Genomic DNA, 18964 nt, shown 5'->3' with positions numbered 1-18964 from the left:
TATATCGTTGACTTTTAGATATGTCACGATATATCGTTAACTGCATTAACGGTGGTCCGTACATCAGGGACCGCCACCACATCCAGGAGAAAGGCTCCACAACATGAGCTACTCACATGAGAACCACGCCCGTGGTTTTGATCATCTCGACGGTTCCGGGCGCGGCGGCCCCTGCGGTCACGGTCGTGGGCCCCGACGGGGCCACAGCTACAGTCACGGCCACCGCAACCGCGGTGAAGGCGGTGGCTACGGCGGATTCCGCCACGGGAGAGGGCGCGGTGGCCGCGCCGGTCGCGGCGACCTCCGCAATGTCATCCTCTTCCTGCTGAGCGAAGAGCCGATGCACGGCTATCAGTTGATCAGTCTGATCGGCGAAAAAACCAACAGTCAGTGGACCCCCAGCCCGGGCGCCATCTATCCCACCCTGAACCTCCTGGAAGATGAGGGGTTGATCACCATCACCACCGATTCCGGCCGTAAGCTGGCCACCCTCACTGAAGTAGGGGCCACGCTGGTCGAGGAGAACAAGGCCGAATGGTCCCAGATCCTCAGCGGCTATGCGAACCCTCAGAACCCGCAGGATCCACGTTTCCGCCACCGCGAGGCGATGTTCCGGCTGCGCAACGCGGTCAAGGCCACCAGAATGGCGGACCACGAGCAGGCTATCGAGATTCTCAACCGTGCGGCCAAGGAGATTGAGGAGCTCTAAGCATCCCGGTTTTCCCCCGGTGCCTGAGTGGGGAAACGGTAGATCATCGCCTCGGTCCCCAGCCCCGCCCGATCCTCAAAGACCTGGAATCCAAGCATCAGATAGAGGTTTCGGGCGCGATCGTTGCCCTCATCCACGGCCAGCGAAACCGCCGGGGCACCTGTTTCCCGGGCGGTGACCAGGACATCGCGAATCAGGCGGGTCGCTAGACCCTGCCCGGAGTAACGCCGCTCCACGGCGATGGCGAGCTCGGGAATATCGGCCCCGATGAGACCGTAGCGAGGGCGATTGAGCTCCCCGGAACGCAGCCATACGGCACCGGCGGGGATGCCATCCGGACTGAAAGCGACCAGGCCACCCTGCGCTGGGGTCCAGGAATCGACATATTGATGGAGATCCTTGGTGAAGCCCTCACTGGGGCGGCGCGTTTCATCGCCGAGCACATCGGTCAGATAGAACATGCGGGCCAGGAAAGTCCGGTCGGCCTCAGTGGCCGGCCGGATGCTGAATTCAGAACTGTCCATGATTAAGGAATCCTAGTCACAAGAACACAGATTCCTAGTTCCGGTAGAAATTGGAGGGACCTTTGCCACTGAGCCAGGCACCGAGGGTGATCACCGGGACCAGGATGAGCAGCCAGGGGAGGGCGAGGATGGCGGCAATGAACACCACCCCCACCGAGCTCAGTGCGATCGCGGCAACTTTTCGCTGGTCCTGCATCGTCTCTACAGGCGCGATCTCCCCCGTGGTTTCATGCGGCTCCGGCAGATCTGCCATGACCTCATCCAGCTGGTTGCGGGTACGCGCTTCGGCGATGAGCCGGGAGCGTTCCTCAAATTCCGCCAGATCCAGGTGGCCGGTGCCGGTCATCTCGGAGAGCCAGGCCATGGCCTGGTTGCGCTCGGTGTCCCCGATACGCTGACTGTCAGATGGTTGCTGCTCCGGGAGGTGCATACCTTCATCGTAGAACTCTCGACCGCCAAGCACACCCATGGCAGAACCCCCGCTGAAAACAGAGTTTTCAGCGGGGGTTTTGAGTAGTGAAACTACTTGATCTCGAGCAACACGGTGCCCTTGGTCACGCCGGCACCAGCTTCGGTGACCAGGCCGGTGACCTTACCGGACTTGTGGGCCTTGACCGGGTTCTCCATCTTCATGGCCTCGAGGATGACGATGGTCTCGCCTTCGGTGACCTCCTGGCCTTCCTCGACATTGACCTTGATGACGGTGCCCTGCATCGGGGCGACCACGGCATCGCCGGAGGCACCACCCTTGGCGCCGCCGGCGCGACGCTTCTTGGCCTTCTTCTTGGTGGAACCACCGGAGGTGATGCCGAAGTTGCCCGGGAGGGCGATCTCCACGCGACGACCGTCAATCTCGACGACCACTTTCTGGGAAGGCTCGTTCTCATCGGCTTCGACATCGGCCGGGTCGACGAAGGGGGCGATCGGGTTGTCCCAGACCTCTTCGATCCACTTGGTGTAGATGTCGAACTTCTCGCCGTCACCGACAAAAGCCGGGTTCTCCACGATGTGGCGGTGGAAGGGGATCACGGTGGGCATGCCCTCGACGACGTACTCGTCCAGGGCACGCTTGGCGCGGCGCAGGGCCTCTTCGCGGGTCTCACCGTGAACGATGAGCTTGGCGAGCATGGAGTCGAACTGGCCGCCGATGACGGAACCCTCGACCACACCGGAATCCATGCGGACACCCGGTCCGGAGGGCTCGCGGTAGGTGGTGACGGTGCCCGGTGCCGGCATGAAGTTGGCGCCGGCATCTTCGCCGTTGATGCGGAATTCGAAGGCATGGCCGGTCGGCTTCGGATCCTCGGTGAAACGCAGCTCCTGGCCCTCGGCGATACGGAACTGCTCGCGGACCAGATCCAGGCCGGTGGTGACCTCGGTGATGGGGTGCTCGACCTGCAAGCGGGTGTTGACCTCCAGGAAGGAGATCAGGCCGTCAGCGCCGACCAGGTACTCCACGGTGCCGGCACCGTAGTAGTTGGCTTCGCGGCAGATGGCTTTGGCTGAGCTGTGGATGGTGGCACGCTGCTCATCGCTGAGGAAGGGGGCCGGAGCCTCCTCCACGAGCTTCTGGAAGCGACGCTGCAGGGAGCAATCGCGGGTGCCGGCGACAATGACGTTGCCGTGCTGGTCAGCCAGGATCTGGGCCTCGACGTGGCGGGCCTTGTCCAGGTAGCGCTCCACGAAGCACTCACCGCGACCGAAGGCGGCGACTGCCTCTCGTGTGGCGGACTCGTAGAGGTCAGCGACATCCTCGAGCTGGTAGGCGACCTTCATACCACGACCGCCGCCGCCGAAGGCGGCCTTGATGGCGATCGGGAGGCCATACTCCTCGGCGAAGGCGACCACCTCGGCCGCGCTCTTGACGGGCTCCTTGGTGCCCGGTGCCATCGGGGCGTTGACCTTGGTGGCGATGTTGCGGGCGGTGACCTTGTCACCGAGGCTGCGGATGGACTCGGGTGAGGGGCCGATCCAGATCAGGCCGGCGTCGATGACGGCCTGGGCGAAGTCGGCGTTCTCGGCGAGGAAACCATAGCCCGGGTGGATGGCATCGGCGCCGGACTTGGCCGCAGCGTCGAGGATCTTGTCGAAGACCAGGTAGGACTCGGCGGAGCTCTGACCGCCGAGGGCGAAGGCCTCATCGGCGTAGCCGACGAAGGGGGCATCGGCGTCCGGCTCGGCGTAGACGGCGACGCTGGCGATACCGGCATCCTGAGCGGCCCGGAACACGCGGATAGCGATCTCGCCACGGTTGGCCACCAGGACCTTCGTGATCTTCTTTGCCTCAACTGACACTGGGGGTCCTCCTGGGTTTGATCAGTTCGATGTGATGTCGATCGGGGTCGGACGTGAGGGAATACTCACGTTCTATTCGCATAAAGCGCCCATCGTTTGATGGGCAATAGGATAATTGTGGCACAACCGGCCACACTTTCATGTCGGTGGGGCCGGGTGAGTCGTTACTTTAGGGGTAGCACGGATAACTTTCCGTTGCCTAATTATCCTACTTATCGTCGCGGGCAATGGGCATCCGGACCATGTTGCCCCACTCCGCCCAGGAGCCGTCGTAGTTGCGGACGTTCTCAAATCCCAGCAGGTACTTCAGGACGAACCAGGTGTGTGCGGAACGGTCGCCGAGCTGGCAGTAGACGATGGTCGGATCCGCCGGGTTGAGATCGGCGTAGACCTCCGCCAGCTCCTCGCGGGAGCGGAAACGGGAGTTCGGGTGGACGGTCTTGCCCCAGGGCAGGTTCCGGGCGGTGGGGATGTGGCCACCACGCAGGACAGTGGGGACCTCGATCTCCCCGGAGAATTCCTCGGGGGAGCGCACATCCACCAGGGCGGTGTTATTCGCGATCGCGGCGCGGGCCTCGTCGACGAAGGCCCGCAACGGGACGTCGTCACGCTTGACCACGGGATAGTTGCTGGCAGGCAGATCGGGAACCATGAAAGAGGTGTCGCGCTCCTCGGCCATCCAGGCATCGCGACCGCCGTCGAGCAGGCGGACATCCTCGTGGCCGAAGAGCTCGAAGACCCAGAGGGTGAAGGAAGCCCACCAGTTGGATTTGTCACCGTAGATGACCACGGTGTCATCGCGCTTGATGCCCTTGGAACTCATGAGCTTGGCGAAGCCCTCGCCGTCGATGAAATCACGCAACAGCGGGTCATTGAGGTCCTTGGCCCAGTCAATGCGCACCGCGGTGGGGATGTGGCCGATGTCGTAGAGGAGGGAATCCTCGTCGGATTCGACGACCCGCAGTCCTGGGGTGCCGAGTCGGGCACTGAGCCACGAGGCGGAAACGACGCGCTCTGGGTGTGCGTAATCCGCGAACATCGGGGCGGGATCGTGGGGAACAGCCATGGTATTGGTGCCTTTCGAAGTGCTGCGGTTTTTGTCCTGGTCCAAGATTAGTGCCTCGGGGCCTGAAATGGTCACCTGAGGCAGTTCTATGTGTTCTGCATAACGCTTAAGAAGGGCTGGCCGTAGGCGGAACCGGCTATGATCCGGCCTCGGCGAGCTGCCCGAAGTGGTCACCGGAAGACTCTGATGTGTCTTTAGTAACTTCACCGGATCTGATGCGGCAGCAGGTGCCACCGGTGCTCTATTCTTTCGGGGCAGGACCGCTATGGCTTGCACCACCACGGTTTGAAAAGAGGGTTCCCGTGCTTCAGAGCATCGTCATTTTTGAGGTCGAGGGTGGGGCCGACAAATTTATGGACGGTCACCGCCGAGACACCATGCCCATCGTTGAAGCACTGCGAGCGCAGAGTTGGAACGCTGAGGTCCTGTACTTCCGTCCCGAGTGGACCGAAGATCTCTACAGTTATGTCACCGAGAATTTCAGCGGCTACATCTCCCGGGTCAATCCGGGCAATATCCCCGGCGGCGAGAAGGGCTACTTCGACCTGCTGACCCGCCTGTCCGAGGCCGGCTTGGTGGGCATGTCCACCCCGGCCGAGATGATGGCCTACGGTGCCAAGGATGCGCTGGTCAAGCTCAGGGACACCGATCTGGTGCCTTCGGATACCACGGCCTACTATGACCTCACCAGCTTCTTCGAGACCTTCCCCACCTCGCTGTCCTATGGCGAGCGGGTGCTCAAGCAGAACCGTGGTTCGACCGGCTCCGGGATCTGGCGAGTCCAGCTGGCTGACAAGGAACTGGCCGCGAGGACAACACCCGGTACCGCGCTGCCGCTGGACACCAAACTCAAATGCACCGAGGCAGTAGACAACCACACCGAGCTCCGTGAACTGGGTGAGTTCATGGATTTCTGCGGCCAGTACATCATCGGCGACAACGGCATGCTGGTGGACATGCGCTTCATGCCGCGCATCGTTGAAGGTGAGGTCCGCATTCTGCTGGTCGGCCCGCACCCGGTGTTCGTGGTGCACAAGAAGCCGGCGGCAGGTGGGGATAACTTCTCCGCCACGCTCTTCTCCGGGGCGAAGTACACCTATGATCAGCCGGCGGCGTGGCAGGAACTCGTCGATGAGTTTGCCGCCGCCCGCCCCGAGATCGCCGAGAAGCTCGGCGGGGACAATATCCCGCTGATCTGGACCGCGGATTTCATGCTGGACACCGCCGAGGATGGTTCGGACTCCTACGTGCTGGGCGAGATCAACTGCTCCTGCGTGGGTTTTACCTCGGAACTGGACATGGGGATCCAGCAACTGGTGGCGCAGGAAGCCATCGCCCGGGTGAAGGCTGCCGTACGCACCCCGGCTTAACCCAGGACAATATCCGCCCACACCCCACGGTGATCGGTGCCGGGCACCGCGAAGGTGCCGGCTCCCGAGCATTGCGCACCACTGATCACGATATGGTCCAGATGCAACCCGGAAACCGGCATCGGCCAGGTGGGAACAGGCAGGCTGCAATCCGTGCCCGGCAGGTCCCGGAATCGCGGGTGAGCTGCGGTCGCATTGAAATCCCCGGCGGCGATCACCGCGCCGGGTCGTTCCAGGGCAGCAGCCACCCTGGTGAGATCCTCACCCCAGAGTTCTGCCAGGCGAGCGTTGATTGGAGCCGCAGAATGCACGCCGATGACGGTCACCTCCGCTAACGCGACTGAGGGTCGCTGGTGGAACCCCTCAGGGTCTTGTTCCGCAGGGGTATCCGTCTGGGCGAGCACCGCCACGGCGTGCCCTCCCGAGGCCACCTCCCCGGTCAGGTTCAGCCCCAGCAGTTCGGCCACCGCGGCAGCCTCGGCGGAATTGGTCTCCACCAGCACGACGATATCGGGGGACAACGCCAGCAGCTCGGCATGCAGCGCTGTTTCCTCCGCCCGTGCGTGCAGGGAATTTAAGGTGGCTACGCGCACGTCCGATGCTGAACCGGGAATTGACAGCAGGGGAGAGCCAAGCAGCCCCACCAGTGCCAGCGCGCCGGCGGACAGTCGGCTGCGCCAGCCGGGCAGCAGGCTGAGAATCAACAGCCCCACCCCGAGCCAGGCGGTGGCCTGGACCGCGATCCAGAACGGCTGTGCGACATCGATCAGCGCCGTGGCAGCCCAGGCCGCGCCCAGCAGTGCGAGGGCGAGCCTAGGCGTCGAGAAGATTGGCGACGCTCGCGGGGTCACTGTCTGAGAGCAGCGCCCGGCAGCGGTCGTATTCAGCCTCCTCGCCGATAGCCCGGGCCGCCAGAGCCAGTGCCGCGATAGCCCGCAGCACGCCCTGGTTCGGTTCATGATCGAAGGGGACTGCGCCCCAACCCTTCCAGCCATTGCCGCGCAGCCGGTCCAGACCACGGTGGTAGCCGGTGCGGGCCAGTGCGTAGGCGATGAGCTTATCCTCGGTGCTTTCCGCGGATTTCAGGGCTGCTTCGGCCCGGACAGCCCACACCAGTGGACTATCGGGGTGGGCGAGTGCGGTGTCATTATCAAGGGGGTTCTGGGCCACGGCCGGATCCACCGGGAGCTTCACCGGCGGCGGTGCCATCATATCTTTCATCTGCATGCCCTCCACTCTAGAGCTAGATTCCGTTAGGGGGCGTGTAGCGTATGACGGGTTCATCAGACCTAAACTTTTGCGGAGGCATGTAGTTCTCATGGGTACCACCCGGGATTCATTACGGACGGCTCCCTACCGATACGATCTTGACGGCCTCCGCGGCATTTCCATCGCCTTCGTTGTGCTCTTCCATGTCTTCGTCGGTCGGGTCTCCGGTGGCGTGGATGTCTTCCTGCTGCTGTCGGGATATTTCTTCCTCGGTTCGCAGTTACGCTACGCCGGACGGCCGGATGCCTCACTGAATGTATGGTGGCCGATCTGGCGGACCCTCCGGCGACTCTTGCCCGGCCTGGTGCTGGTGCTCGGGGCCACCGCGATCGGCATTATTACCCTGGCCCCGGAGCTCCGCACCCTGGAGATCGTCCGCCAGATGACGGCCAGTCTGCTGTACTTCCAGAACTGGGAACTCGCCTCCCAGGGCGCGGACTATAACGTCGCCTCCAACACCGTCAGTCCCTTCCAGCATCTGTGGTCGATGGCGGTACAGGGGCAGTTCTATCTCTTCGCCATCCTCATGGCCACGGTCATCGCGTTTGTGCTGCGGGAGCAGCGCCGCCGACGGATCGGGGTATCCGAGGTGGAGAGACTGGCGGGTCCGCTGTTGCTGGCGCTGACGGTCTTCTCCTTCGGCTACGCCATCGTCATGCATTTCATTGATCAGTCGCTGAACTACTACTCCACCTGGACCCGCTTCTGGGAGCTGACGTTGGGTGGTCTGCTGGTGCTCTACGGCTCCCGGCTGAGCCTGGCCCCCTGGGTGAAGGAGATCTTCACCGTCGTCGGCCTGTTCATGGTGCTGACCACCGGTTTCTTCTTCGATGGTGCCGCCCAGTTCCCCGGACCGACCACGCTCTACCCGCTGGGTGGTGCGGTGCTGGTGATTCTCGGCGGCGGCAAGGTCGCCGGACTGCTCGGGTCGAAGCTGATGCGCTGGTTCGGTGATATCGCCTACCCGCTCTACCTCTGGCATTGGCCGCTGCTGATCCTGGCGACCATTGTCTTGGACGTCGAGACCCCCGGCCCGGTGCTGGGCGCCGTCGTCGTGCTCGGCTCTCTGCTCCTGGCGGACCTGACCCACCGCTTCGTCGATAAGCCGCTGGCACAGCACGCCAAACGGCCCACCCGCGAGGAGCAGCGGGGAAGAACCGCCTGGCGGGGGGTGCGCACCCAACGCCCGGCACAGCGCCGCGCCGCCGGTGGTGTCGTGGTTGCCGTGGCGATGGCGGCACTGCTCAGCCTCCAGCCGGCGCTGCAGGCCCGACTCAACTTTGTCGACGGCGAGCTTCTCGACCCCCTGACCTACCCCGGTGCCGCCGCCCTGGCCGGGGCCCCGGTGCCCGAAGCGAAATTCAAGCCGGACCCCACCCTGCTCAGCCAGATGCTGCCGCCTTCCTGGCTCTCCGGCTGCATGTCCACCTTTGAAGACGACCCAGGCATGCTGCCTGTGGATCGGGAGCAGGAACGAGATCCGGAGGCCTGCCGCTTCGGCACCATCGGCGCCGACACCGTGGTGTATCTGACCGGTGGTTCCCATGCCGAGCAGTGGATCACCCCGCTGGATGTGCTGGGCAAGGAACACGGCTTTGAGATCGTCCCGATGGTGCGCCAGTCCTGCCCGAACTTCGTCGAGGACCTGGACGGGCTCTTCCTGTCTGATTGCGCGGAATTCAACCAGACCGTGCTGGACCGGATCTCCCAGGATCGCCCGGATGTGGTGGTCTCCACCTCCACCCGGCCCTTCGTGGAACAGGCCAGCGCACTGGAGGAAGTCCCCGCCTCCTATCCGACCTTCTGGCGATTCCTCGCTGATGAGGGGATCCCCTTCGTCGGGCTGCGGGACAACCCCTGGTCCATGTTCGAGGACGGCACCGAAAGAAGCATCCCGCTCTGTGTCTTTGACACTGGGGACGTGATCGGTTGCGGCGTACCCCGCGCAGCTGTCTACCTCGATGAAGACCCCGCAGCCGCCTACCTCAACGACCAACCCGGAATGAAGGCCGTGGACACGTCCGACTGGTTCTGTCCGGATGAGAACTGTCCGGCCGTGATCGGCAATATCCACGTCTACCGCGATGCCAACCACATGTCGAATGCCTACGCGCTGACGCTGGCACCCTTACTCTGGGAGGAGATCTGGGAGTTCTTCCCGGTAGCGTAACCAAGTTGAGTCAGCGACGGTCCATGGTCCCCAGCAGCTCACCGGATTCATCGAAGACGAGGAGGGTATTCCCCTCGAGCGTTCCGGAGGTGGCCTGCTGAATCCAGGGGTTGATGCCCTCACACCACATCTCGGTGAAACCACCGTTGCTGAAGGAGAAGGTATCGCCCTGACGGATCCACTCGCCGAAACCGGAGTTGCAGCCGTCAGAGGCCCGGAACTCCCCATCCGTTTCCAGGTGCAGCCAGGGCAGTGGCCGGGCCTGTTGGGATGAAGAGAGCACCGAGGAACCGGCTGCCGGTGGCTGTGCCACGTAGAGTTCGCCGTCATCGGGAAGGGTGGGGGCCACCGGGGCGGAGGAATCAAGGAATAGGGCGCTGGACAGGGCGAAGGTGCTCAGCAGTGAAGACATGGGTTCAATTTAGCAAGTCCCGGGAACCCGGTGGGAGGATTCACAGGATCGGTGACCTCGAAGGGGTCTAAGCCGGAATCATGGTGCCCAGCAGCTCGCCGTCTTTGAAGAGGAGCAGGTCATCGCCGTCGAGGATGAAGGTATCGGCTCTCGCGAGGGCCTCATCGTGGCCTTGGCACGCCATCATCGTGGACATGATCATGCCGTGGAAGACGATGTGGTTGTTTTCCTGCGTCCAAAACGGGCCTTCGCAGCAATCCCAGGGAATATATCCGAAGCTATTACACCCATCGTGGCCATGTACGTTGCCGCTGTCAGACAGTGTCAGGCGCGAAGTGGGGCCAGGCGCATCTAGGACCCAACTCTATCCGCTCACTTCCGGTTCGGGCAGCACATCGGGGGTCAGCGGAGTGGAGGATCCAAGAACCGGGGCGGACAGCAGCGCGCTGGATAGGGCAAGGGTGCTCAACAGTGAGGACATGAGTTGGAAACTAGTAACCCTCACCGCGAATGGGTGAGGATTGATTTCAACGGGCGCCCCCGCAAGCGTTGGCTGATGGTAGAGCCCGGCCCGGCAGGTCAAACCCGGAGTGAAGGGTAGGTCTCGAGGATCGCCCCAATGACCCTCAAATCCAGGTAATTGGCGCGATCCTCGAGACCTAAACGTCAGCCACTCTTTATCAGCCCCACCAACGCTCAGCGGTTCCAGAACTCCGAGACCGAGTAGCCGAAGTCATAGAGGGCCCCGCGCACCAGCGGCAGGGAGAGTCCGATAACCGAGGAGGGGTCGCCCTCGATGCGGTCGATGAACCAACCTCCGAGGGCTTCCAGGGTGAAGGCGCCGGCGCATTCCAGCGGCTCCCCGGATTCCGCATAGGCCCGGATATCCACGGCGGAGGCTTCCGCGAAGTGCACCACGGTGGAGGAGGTGGACACCACCCGCTGGCCCTCGGGCCCCAGTACACAGTGCCCGGTGAGCAGCTCGGCGGACTTGCCGGCCTGCTGCTCCCAGCGAGCCACGGTGGCTGCCACGGTGTGTGGTTTGCCTTGCAGTTGGCCCTCGAGCAGCAGCATGGAGTCGCAGCCGATCACCACATCATCGGGGTAGTCGGCGGCCACGGCCTCCGCCTTGGCGGTGGCCAGCAGGGCGACCTGGGCGGCGGCGTCGAGGGACGCGGCATCGCTCAGCAGGGCGTCCTCATCCACGTGCGCGGGGTGGATGAGCGGCTCAATCCCCGCCGAGCGCAGGATGCTGAGGCGGGAGGGGGATTGGGAGGCTAAAACGATGCGCATTTAGCGGTAGGTCAGGTTCAGGAAGGCGTTCGGGTTGTAGATGGTGTTGTCGTGGAGACGACGGTCCAGCTCGCCCCAGCGGTTGCGCTCGCGCGGCACCGCATCTGCCTTGGACTGCTCAGCAGCCTGCTGTGCTAGTCCGGCCAGGACGGTGGTCAGCGCGGCGATCTGGGTGGGATCGGGGTTGCCCTTGACAATACGGAACAGCGGCTTCTGCTGGGACATGTTGATTACTCCAGGTTCTCGTTGGGGTTTAGAGCGGAATGTTTCCGTGCTTCTTGGCGAGCGGCTGCAGGACCTTCCGGTCGAGCAGTCGCAGGCCCTCAATGATGTTGCCGCGGGTCTCCGAGGGCGGGATCACCGAATCCACCAGTCCCCGCTCGGCGGCGAGGTAGGGGTTGATGTGGGATTCTTCATATTCGGCGGCGTAGGTGGCGGCCAGTTCCGCGGCATCCTCGCCCTTCTCGGTAGCGCGGGTGAGCTTGTCCGCGTAGATCGATGCCACGGCAGTCGGGGCGTCGGTGACGGCGATCTCCGCGGTGGGCCAGGCGAAGACCAGGTCCGCGCCCAGATCCTTGGCACCCATGACCACGTAGGCACCACCCAGGGCCTTGCGGGTGATCACGGTGATCTTGCCGACGCTGGCTTCCGCGGTGGCATAAGACAGCTTTGCGACGGCCGCGAGAATACCGCCGTGCTCCTGCTCGGTACCGGGCAGGAAGCCCGGGGCGTCAACGAACTCGATGATCGGGATGTTGAAGGCATCGCAGGTGCGGATGAAACGGGCGGCCTTGGTGGCGGCCTTGATGTCGATGCAGCCGGCGAGCACGGTGGGTTGGTTGGCCACCACGCCGACGGTGCGGCCCTCCACCCGGGCGAAAGCGGTGATGATATTGCCGGCGTAATCGGCCTGCAGCTCGGTCAGTTCGCTCTTGTCCACCACCCGCGAGATGACCTCATGGATGTCATAGCTCTGGGCATCGGAATCCGGGATCAGGGAATCCAGTTCAAGGTCGGTCCCGGTGACATTGTCCTTGATGGCCCCGGCCAGCCGCTCCGCCTGAATCCGCGGCGCCTCGGCCCGGTTATTCGCCGGTAGATGACCCAGCAGCCCGTGGACCCATTCCAGGGCAGCCGTATCGCTGGCTGCGGTGTGGTGGGAGGTGCCGTTATCGCGTTGGACTCCCGAACCCCCGAGCTGCTGCCCGGTGATCTCGGTGCCGGCGACCTGGGCGGCGATCTCGGCCTCGGTGAGTGAGAGCTCGGCTTCGCCCTCCACGGTGACCAGGACATCCGCCAGTGCCGGAATCAGGGCATGGACCCCGGAGGTGACCCCGGTGACCACGGCGATCTGCGGAATGACCCCGGAGGCCTGGGTGCTGAGGCGGAGGACCTTGGCGTACATCGCCAGTGAGACCACCCCCTCCTTCACCCGGGCGCCGGCGCCCTCGTGGATACCGATCATCGGGACGCCGGTCATGGTGGCCAGCTCGAGGATCTTGACCAGCTTTTCGCCGTAGACCTCACCCATGGCGCCCTCGAAGACCGAGGCATCCTGGGAGAAGACGCACACCTTGCGGCCGTCAATGGTGCCGTAGCCGGTGACCACACCATCAGTGACGGGGCGGTTGGCCTCCATGCCGAAGGCGTTGGCACGGTGGCGGGCGAGGGCATCCACCTCGACGAAGGAATCCTGGTCGAGCAGATGGGTAATGCGCTCGCGGGCGGTCGCGTGACCGGCGGCGTGGGTGGCCTCCACGGCGGCCTCGCCGACCGGGGCATGCGTCTCGGCCAGGCGGTTGCGCAGGTCCGTGAGCTTGCCCGAGGTGGTGGTGAGATCTGTTTCAGCGGCTGTCATGGTGCTTAAGTCTAAAGCTTGATCCTCAGATAATGGGAACGGGCGGGGTGGAGGGGAAATAACGAAGGCCCATCGCGGGGACGGCGATGAGCCTTCGGGGCTGGGAACAGCCGGTTTCTTAGAGCGGGATGTTGCCGTGCTTGCGGGCCGGACGGGTGACGTTCTTGTCCTTGTACAGGCGCAGGTTACGGACGATGTGGCCGCGGGTCTCCGAGGGGAGGATCACGGCGTCGATCAGGCCGCGCTCAGCCGCCATGTACGGGTTGAGCATGTGGTCCTCGTACTCGCGCTCGAAGGACTTGGAGAGCTCGGCGACGTCGATGCCCTTCTCCGCTCCCGCCTTGAGCTCCTTGCGGTAGATGAAGCCGACGGCGCCGGAGGCACCCATGACAGCGATCTGGGCGGTGGGCCATGCCAGGTTGACATCGGCACCCAGGCCCTTGGAACCCATCACGCAGTACGCGCCGCCGTAGGCCTTGCGCATGGTGACGGTGATCTTCGGGACGGTGGCCTCGCCGTAGGCGTAGAGCAGCTTGGCGCCGCGGCGGAGGATGCCGCCGTACTCCTGGCCGGCACCGGGCAGGAAGCCCGGGACGTCGACCAGCATGACGATCGGGATGTTGAAGGCATCGCAAGTGCGGATGAAGCGGGCGGCCTTCTCGGAGGAATCGATGTCCAGGCAACCGGCGTACTGCAGCGGCTGGTTGGCGACGAAGCCCACGGACTGGCCCTCGATGCGGCCGAAGGCGATGACGACGTTCTCGGCACGCTCAGCCTGGATCTCCAGGTACTCGCCATCATCGGTCAGGGACTCGATGACACCACGGACATCATAGGGAACGGTCGGGGAGTCCGGGATGATCCCATCGAGCTTGAGATCATCGGCGGTGATGTTCTCGGAGACAGAACCCTCGTCGGCGGAGAACTCAGCCAGGGGAGCGAACTGACGGTTGTTGGAGGGCAGGAAGGACACCAGGTCCTGGACCCAGTCGAGGGCTTCCTCGTCGTTGGCGGCGGTGTAGTGGGAGTTACCGGCGGTGGCCATGTGGGTGGTGGCGCCACCGAGCTCTTCCTGGGTGATTTCCTCACCGGTGACGGTCTTGATCACGTCGGGGCCGGTGACGAACATCTTGGAGGTCTTGTCCACCATGACCACGAAGTCGGTCAGCGCGGGGGAGTAGGCGTTGCCACCGGCGGAGGCACCCATGATCACGGAGATCTGCGGCACCACGCCCGAGGCGTTGATGTTGTGGTAGAAGGTCCGGGCAATCATGTCCAGGGAGACCACACCGTCCTGGATGCGGGCGCCGGCGCCCTCATACAGGCCGATCAGCGGGCGACCGGTGGTGACCGCCAGCTCCATGATCTTGATCATCTTTTCGCCATAAACCTCACCGAGGGCGCCACCGAAAACGGTGCCGTCCTGGGAGAAGATGCAGACCTCGCGGCCGTCAATGGTTCCCCAGCCGGTGACGATGCCATCGGTGACAGGGCGCTTCTTGCCCATGTCGAAGTCGGTGGTGCGGTGGCGGGCAAGCTGGTCGGTTTCGACGAAGGAGCCTTCATCGAGGAGGTAGTCGAGTCGTTCACGGGCGGTGAGTCGGCCAGCATCGTGGACCTTCTCGACGGCCTTCTCGCCCATCGGGAAGTGGGCCTCGGCACGTCGAGCCTTCAGATCGGCGATCTTGGCGGCGGTGGTGTTGGAGTCCTCCGGCAGGTTCGCAACATTCGTCAAAGGTGAGGAAATGGTCATGTTTTGAAATGATAGACCCTTTGGCCGATAGTTTCCATAACGAAACTCGGGTGATTACCATCACTTCTGGGTTCTGAAACGGAAACGGGTGCCCTGGCGATAGGGCAACTAAAGTTCATCTACCATGGCTTTTGTGGACATTCAGACCTTGACAGACACCCTCGTAGCCAACGGCCCCTACACAAAACTTTCTTTTGTGGACAGCACGGGTTCGACCAATGCAGACCTCCTCGACGATATTGACGCCCCAGAATGGTCGGTGCGCCTGGCCGATCACCAGAGCCTCGGCCGGGGCAGATTAGGGCGTGCCTGGAGCGCACCCACCGGCTCCCAGCTGATCTGTTCCCTGCTGATCCGGCCCCGGGACCTGGCGGCGGTGGGCACCATCCCACTGGCCGTCGGTGTGGCCCTGACCGATGCCATTCCGCAGGCCCGGCTGAAATGGCCCAATGATCTCCAGATCGAGGGGCGGAAGCTCTGCGGCATCTTGGCCGAGGCCCGGTTCACGCCCACCCCGGCGATCGTCATCGGCTTCGGAATCAACGTCTCCCTCACCCGGGAACAGCTGCCGGTGCCACACGCCACCTCACTACTGCTGGAAGGACTGGACACCGACCGGACCGCCCTGGCGGAGCAGGTCCTGCTGGCCGTGCACCGCCGCCTGCGGCAGTGGGCGGAAAAAGACCCGCAGCTGATGGCGGACTACCGCCGGGTCTCCGCCAGCATCGGCCAACAGGTCCGGGTGGAACTGCCCGGAAACACCAACCTCTACGGTGAGGTGACCGCCGTCCTCGAGGACGGCCGGCTCCAGGTCCGCTCTTCCGAAGAAGGGGAACTCCATGAGCTCTCCGCCGGTGATGTCACGCATCTTCGTCTCCACGAGGACCCCAGGTAACCTCTATAGCCATGTCGGGATTTCAGCTGGAGCCAGGAGAACAGGTACGCATTGATCTGACCTCGCCGCTATCCAGTCTGACCTTCCCCGTCCTGGAACTGATCCTGATCACCGGACTGTGCTGGATGGGCATCGGCTACTTCGACCGCCCCGACCTCGCCGGCACCATCCCGCTGGACCTGCGCAATGCCGTGGTGGTGATCTGGCTGCTGCTGGCCACCTGGCGCTTCCTGCTGCCGGTGGCCCGCTCCCGACGCCGCCGCTTCGTGGTCACCGACCAGCGGGTCATCGTCCGCGCCGGGACCTTCCAGGCCAAGGCTGATTCCATCCCGATGCACCAGATCCAGGGGGTCAACCGGCGCCGGAACCGGATTTCCCTGGTGCTGGGTGGTTTCGAGCGTCCGCTGTACTTCAGGGACGTGCCCAAGGCGAAGAAGGTGGCCACGGTGATTAACCAGTCGATGGGGATTAACCGGCCCCTGGGGCCCCCTCGCTATAGTTGAGCCCGTGACTGAAGCCAAAGGTAACCCCGCCGCCCATGCCCCTGGAATGCCCGTCGTCGCGGTGATCGGCGATGGCCAGCTGGCCCGGATGATGCAGACCGCAGCCATCGAACTCGGCCAGTCCGTCCGACTCCTGGCCGGGGCGAAGGACGCCTCCGCCGCCCAGGTCGCCGCCGATGTGGTGCTGGGCGACTACACCAGCCTCGATGATCTCCGGATCGCGGTCCAGGGCGCAGATGCCGTGACCTTCGACCATGAGCACGTGCCCAATGAGCACCTGCAGGCCCTGATCGACGAGGGCATTAACGTTCAGCCGCAGCCCGCTGCCCTGGTCTACGCCCAGGACAAGCTGCTGATGCGGCAGAAGCTTGCCGAACTCGGGGCACCCGTGCCGGAGTTCGCCGCGATTGACTCGGCGGCCGAGGCCGAAAGTTTCTGGGACCAGGTCGAGGGCGCGGTCTGCCTGAAAGCCCGCCGCGGTGGCTATGACGGCAAGGGCGTCTGGATGCCCGCCTCACGCGAAGAACTTTCAGCGCTGGTCACCGAGCTGCTCGCCAAGGGCACCCCGCTGTTGGCCGAGCGCAAGGTGGCGCTGGCCCGCGAACTCTCCGCCATGGTGGCGCGCAACCCCTCCGGGCAGACCGCCGCCTGGCCGGTCGTGGAATCCGTGCAGGAGAACGGGGTCTGCGCCGAGGCCACCGCCCCGGCACCGGGGCTGGATCCGGCGTTGGAGCACCAGACCCGGGAAATGGCCGAGAAGATCGCCTCCGAGCTGGGGATCACCGGGGTGCTCGCGGTGGAACTCTTCGAGGACACCGCAGGTGAGATCTCGGTCAATGAGCTGGCCATGCGCCCGCACAACACCGGCCACTGGACCCAGGACGGCTGCGTGACCGACCAGTTCGAACAGCACCTGCGCGCCGTGCTGGACTACCCGCTGGGCTCCACTGAAACCAAGGCGGAGTACACCGTCATGGCCAATACCCTCGCCGCTGAGGAGGATCCGGCGCAGCCGATGGCACAGCGGATGGCTGAGGTCTGGCGTCGCTACCCGAACGCCAAGATCCACCTCTACGGCAAGGGCCACCGCCCGGGCCGCAAGATCGGCCACGTCAACATGGTCGGCTCGGATGTGGAGAAGGTGCGCCAGCAGGCCCGCGAAGCTGCGTTCTACATCGTGCACGCGCAGTGGCCGTGACTTAAGCTCAGGGGCATTTGCCGCAACCTGATCTGGAAGGGTGCTGAGCGCCATGCGGAAATCCCTGGGTGCACTATCGATCGGAGCCACCGCGGTGGGCGGTGCGGTGGCCGGCTGGGCTGTTCTCGGGGTGGGGCAGCGGCGAAAACTTATCGACGCCGCGTTCGCCCTCGATCCGCGCATCACCCGCGCCATCATCGCGGTTTCTGATGCCGAGGGGGAGGTGCTCCTCGAAAGCGCTCAAGGCCAGCAGACCCAGGATGACCCCTTCGTGCTGGCCTCGGTCACCAAGCTCTATACCCACGCGCTGATCTTCCAGCTCATTGATGACGGCCTGCTCGACTATGAGCTGACTCTCGGGGAGCTGCTGGAGCCTGAGTTGTGGCAGGGCATCAATGTCTACCGCGGGGAGGATATGAGCGGGGCGATCACCGTCCGCCAGCTGCTGGACGCCACCTCCGGGCTGGCGGACTATGAAAGCGACGCCGGGGTGATGAAGCGGGTGATTGAGGAAGATCTGACCCTCAGTGTTGCAGAGGCGGTAGAACTGACTCGTGCGTGTGGAGGCCGTTCGCTGCCCGGCGCCAAGGCGCACTACTCCAACCTCAACGCGGATCTGCTCGGCCAGATCGCCACGAAGGTGACGGAGACAGCGCTGCCGGAATTATTCGAACGCCACCTCTTCGAACCACTCCAGCTGACGGATACCTATCTGGCACAGCCAGCGGAACCCATACCGAGTTTCTGGTACGGCCGGCGGGAAATGCAACGGCCGAACTACCTGGCCAGCCAGCCCGCCTCCGGGGGACTGATCTCCACCAACGCGGAACTCCAGGACTTCCTCCGGGCCTTCTTCACCGGCCAGCTCTTCGATATCCAACACCTGCAGAATCTCAACCTGCACCCCATCCAGTTCCGCCCGCTCAGCTACGGGGCCGGGATGATGAGCATGGCGATGCCACGCTGGGCCTCACCGTTCATGCCCACCCCGCGGATCCTGGGTCACTCCGGAGCCACCGGCAGCTTCGCCTTCTACGAGCCGGAAGGCGGACGTTTCATCAGCGGCACCATCAACCAGGTGAAGGTGCATCCTTTCTCCTGGTTGTACGCCTACCTCGGGGCGGCCGGCCGGTCCCGAGGAAACTAACCTTCCTGGCTAGCCGCCCAGGCAGCGACCCGTTGGGCGCTCTCCGCATCAGAGAGATCCGCCACCCGTGACATCACCGACCAGCGGACACCGAAGGGATCCTTGATCGAGGCGAAACGGTCACCGCTGACAAACTCCGCCACCGGTTCACGGACGGTGGCACCGGCCTCCTCAGCCCTGGCCACCACGGCATCAACATCCGCGCAGTACACGCCGAGGGAAAAGCAGGCCTCGTCGGTGCTGGACTGCGGGATCAGCCCATAATCTGGATTCGCTTCGCCGAGCTGTAGTCGCCCCTCACCGAAATTGAGCTCGGCATGGGCGATCACGCCGCACATCTCGGTGACATCGAGGACATGGGCACCAAAGACCGTGCGGTAGAACTCGATGGCGTTGCGGGCTCCGCTCACCGCCAGGAAGGGAGTGAGGGTGGTGAAGCTGTGGGGGCGGCCGTCGGTGGTGTGGGTTCCGGCGCTACCGGCTCCAAGAGGCGGCACAGCAG

At 64.0% G+C, this 18964-nt stretch carries 20 protein-coding genes; 7 read left to right on the top strand and 13 right to left on the bottom strand.

Annotated features, from left to right (window positions below; translation table 11 throughout):
- The first annotated feature begins 103 nt into the window (after nucleotides 1–103).
- Nucleotides 104–709, top strand: coding sequence for a PadR family transcriptional regulator (locus ACTU46_RS06635; protein WP_443380463.1), 606 nt, complete (start codon nucleotides 104–106; stop codon nucleotides 707–709).
- Here ACTU46_RS06635 and ACTU46_RS06630 read toward each other — a convergent pair.
- The 4 genes from ACTU46_RS06630 to ACTU46_RS06615 form a co-directional block, all read right to left on the bottom strand.
- Nucleotides 706–1233 carry a GNAT family N-acetyltransferase gene (locus ACTU46_RS06630; protein WP_443380462.1) on the bottom strand — a complete coding sequence of 176 codons (528 nt, stop codon included), beginning with the start codon at nucleotides 1231–1233 and terminating at the stop codon, nucleotides 706–708. The genes ACTU46_RS06635 and ACTU46_RS06630 overlap by 4 nt on opposite strands.
- 34 nt (nucleotides 1234–1267) lie before the next feature.
- On the bottom strand, nucleotides 1268–1702 hold the full coding sequence (locus tag ACTU46_RS06625) for a DUF1707 SHOCT-like domain-containing protein (RefSeq protein ID WP_443380461.1): 435 nt from the start codon (nucleotides 1700–1702) through the stop codon (nucleotides 1268–1270).
- A 53-nt stretch (nucleotides 1703–1755) separates the two neighbouring features.
- On the bottom strand, nucleotides 1756–3528 hold the full coding sequence (locus ACTU46_RS06620) for an acetyl/propionyl/methylcrotonyl-CoA carboxylase subunit alpha (RefSeq protein WP_443380460.1): 1773 nt from the start codon (nucleotides 3526–3528) through the stop codon (nucleotides 1756–1758).
- A 208-nt stretch (nucleotides 3529–3736) separates the two neighbouring features.
- The gene (locus ACTU46_RS06615) at nucleotides 3737–4594 is read right to left on the bottom strand and encodes a sulfurtransferase (RefSeq protein ID WP_443380459.1); all 858 of its coding nucleotides are present in this window, start codon (nucleotides 4592–4594) and stop codon (nucleotides 3737–3739) included.
- A gap of 302 nt (nucleotides 4595–4896) precedes the next feature.
- On the opposite strand from ACTU46_RS06615, the gene ACTU46_RS06610 reads away from it, so the two are divergent.
- Entirely contained in the window at nucleotides 4897–5964 is a 1068-nt protein-coding gene (locus ACTU46_RS06610; RefSeq protein WP_443380458.1) for a Cj0069 family protein, read from the top strand.
- Here ACTU46_RS06610 and ACTU46_RS06605 read toward each other — a convergent pair.
- Both ACTU46_RS06605 and ACTU46_RS06600 read right to left on the bottom strand, forming a co-directional pair.
- Nucleotides 5961–6815: an endonuclease/exonuclease/phosphatase family protein gene (locus ACTU46_RS06605; RefSeq protein WP_443380457.1), complete on the bottom strand. Its 855-nt coding sequence runs from the start codon at nucleotides 6813–6815 to the stop codon at nucleotides 5961–5963. The genes ACTU46_RS06610 and ACTU46_RS06605 overlap by 4 nt on opposite strands.
- Complete coding sequence (locus ACTU46_RS06600) at nucleotides 6778–7191, bottom strand: DUF3151 domain-containing protein (protein ID WP_443380456.1); 414 nt, start codon at nucleotides 7189–7191, stop codon at nucleotides 6778–6780. The genes ACTU46_RS06605 and ACTU46_RS06600 overlap by 38 nt, the downstream gene beginning before the upstream one ends.
- A gap of 91 nt (nucleotides 7192–7282) precedes the next feature.
- On the opposite strand from ACTU46_RS06600, the gene ACTU46_RS06595 reads away from it, so the two are divergent.
- Nucleotides 7283–9403 (top strand): acyltransferase family protein, encoded by a 2121-nt coding sequence (locus tag ACTU46_RS06595; RefSeq protein WP_443380455.1) that lies wholly within the window; start codon nucleotides 7283–7285, stop codon nucleotides 9401–9403.
- Nucleotides 9404–9413: 10 nt separating this feature from the next.
- On the opposite strand, the gene ACTU46_RS06590 is transcribed toward ACTU46_RS06595, so the two are convergent.
- The 6 genes from ACTU46_RS06590 to ACTU46_RS06565 form a co-directional block, all read right to left on the bottom strand.
- Complete coding sequence (locus ACTU46_RS06590) at nucleotides 9414–9815, bottom strand: META domain-containing protein (protein ID WP_443380454.1); 402 nt, start codon at nucleotides 9813–9815, stop codon at nucleotides 9414–9416.
- 67 nt (nucleotides 9816–9882) lie between these two features.
- Nucleotides 9883–10143, bottom strand: coding sequence for an META domain-containing protein (locus ACTU46_RS06585; protein WP_443380743.1), 261 nt, complete (start codon nucleotides 10141–10143; stop codon nucleotides 9883–9885).
- Between the two features lie 368 nt (nucleotides 10144–10511).
- Entirely contained in the window at nucleotides 10512–11108 is a 597-nt protein-coding gene (locus tag ACTU46_RS06580; RefSeq protein ID WP_443380453.1) for a Maf family protein, read from the bottom strand.
- On the bottom strand, nucleotides 11109–11333 hold the full coding sequence (locus ACTU46_RS06575) for an acyl-CoA carboxylase subunit epsilon (RefSeq protein WP_443380452.1): 225 nt from the start codon (nucleotides 11331–11333) through the stop codon (nucleotides 11109–11111). It abuts the gene before it with no gap.
- A 28-nt stretch (nucleotides 11334–11361) separates the two neighbouring features.
- Nucleotides 11362–12966 carry an acyl-CoA carboxylase subunit beta gene (locus ACTU46_RS06570; protein ID WP_443380451.1) on the bottom strand — a complete coding sequence of 535 codons (1605 nt, stop codon included), beginning with the start codon at nucleotides 12964–12966 and terminating at the stop codon, nucleotides 11362–11364.
- A gap of 118 nt (nucleotides 12967–13084) precedes the next feature.
- Nucleotides 13085–14719, bottom strand: coding sequence for an acyl-CoA carboxylase subunit beta (locus ACTU46_RS06565; protein ID WP_443380450.1), 1635 nt, complete (start codon nucleotides 14717–14719; stop codon nucleotides 13085–13087).
- A 124-nt stretch (nucleotides 14720–14843) separates the two neighbouring features.
- Here ACTU46_RS06565 and ACTU46_RS06560 point away from each other — a divergent pair, with 124 nt between their 5' ends.
- Genes ACTU46_RS06560 through ACTU46_RS06545 form a run of 4 tightly spaced genes read left to right on the top strand, consistent with a single transcriptional unit; the run spans nucleotide 14844 to nucleotide 18462 of the window.
- Nucleotides 14844–15614 (top strand): biotin--[acetyl-CoA-carboxylase] ligase, encoded by a 771-nt coding sequence (locus ACTU46_RS06560; protein ID WP_443380449.1) that lies wholly within the window; start codon nucleotides 14844–14846, stop codon nucleotides 15612–15614.
- Between the two features lie 11 nt (nucleotides 15615–15625).
- The gene (locus ACTU46_RS06555; RefSeq protein ID WP_443380448.1) at nucleotides 15626–16117 is read left to right on the top strand and encodes a PH domain-containing protein; all 492 of its coding nucleotides are present in this window, start codon (nucleotides 15626–15628) and stop codon (nucleotides 16115–16117) included.
- 4 nt (nucleotides 16118–16121) lie between these two features.
- Nucleotides 16122–17315, top strand: a complete 1194-nt coding sequence (locus ACTU46_RS06550) for a 5-(carboxyamino)imidazole ribonucleotide synthase (RefSeq protein WP_443380447.1) — start codon at nucleotides 16122–16124, stop codon at nucleotides 17313–17315.
- A gap of 52 nt (nucleotides 17316–17367) precedes the next feature.
- On the top strand, nucleotides 17368–18462 hold the full coding sequence (locus tag ACTU46_RS06545; RefSeq protein ID WP_443380446.1) for a serine hydrolase domain-containing protein: 1095 nt from the start codon (nucleotides 17368–17370) through the stop codon (nucleotides 18460–18462).
- Here ACTU46_RS06545 and ACTU46_RS06540 read toward each other — a convergent pair.
- The gene (locus ACTU46_RS06540) at nucleotides 18459–18959 is read right to left on the bottom strand and encodes a VOC family protein (RefSeq protein ID WP_443380445.1); all 501 of its coding nucleotides are present in this window, start codon (nucleotides 18957–18959) and stop codon (nucleotides 18459–18461) included. The two genes, ACTU46_RS06545 and ACTU46_RS06540, sit on opposite strands and share 4 nt — an antisense overlap.
- Nucleotides 18960–18964 lie beyond the last annotated feature (5 nt).

It is taken from the genome of Corynebacterium sp. A21 (assembly GCF_052266655.1).
In the GTDB taxonomy this organism is placed as follows: Bacteria; Actinomycetota; Actinomycetes; order Mycobacteriales; family Mycobacteriaceae; genus Corynebacterium.
This window is presented reverse-complemented; position numbering and strand designations above follow the sequence as displayed.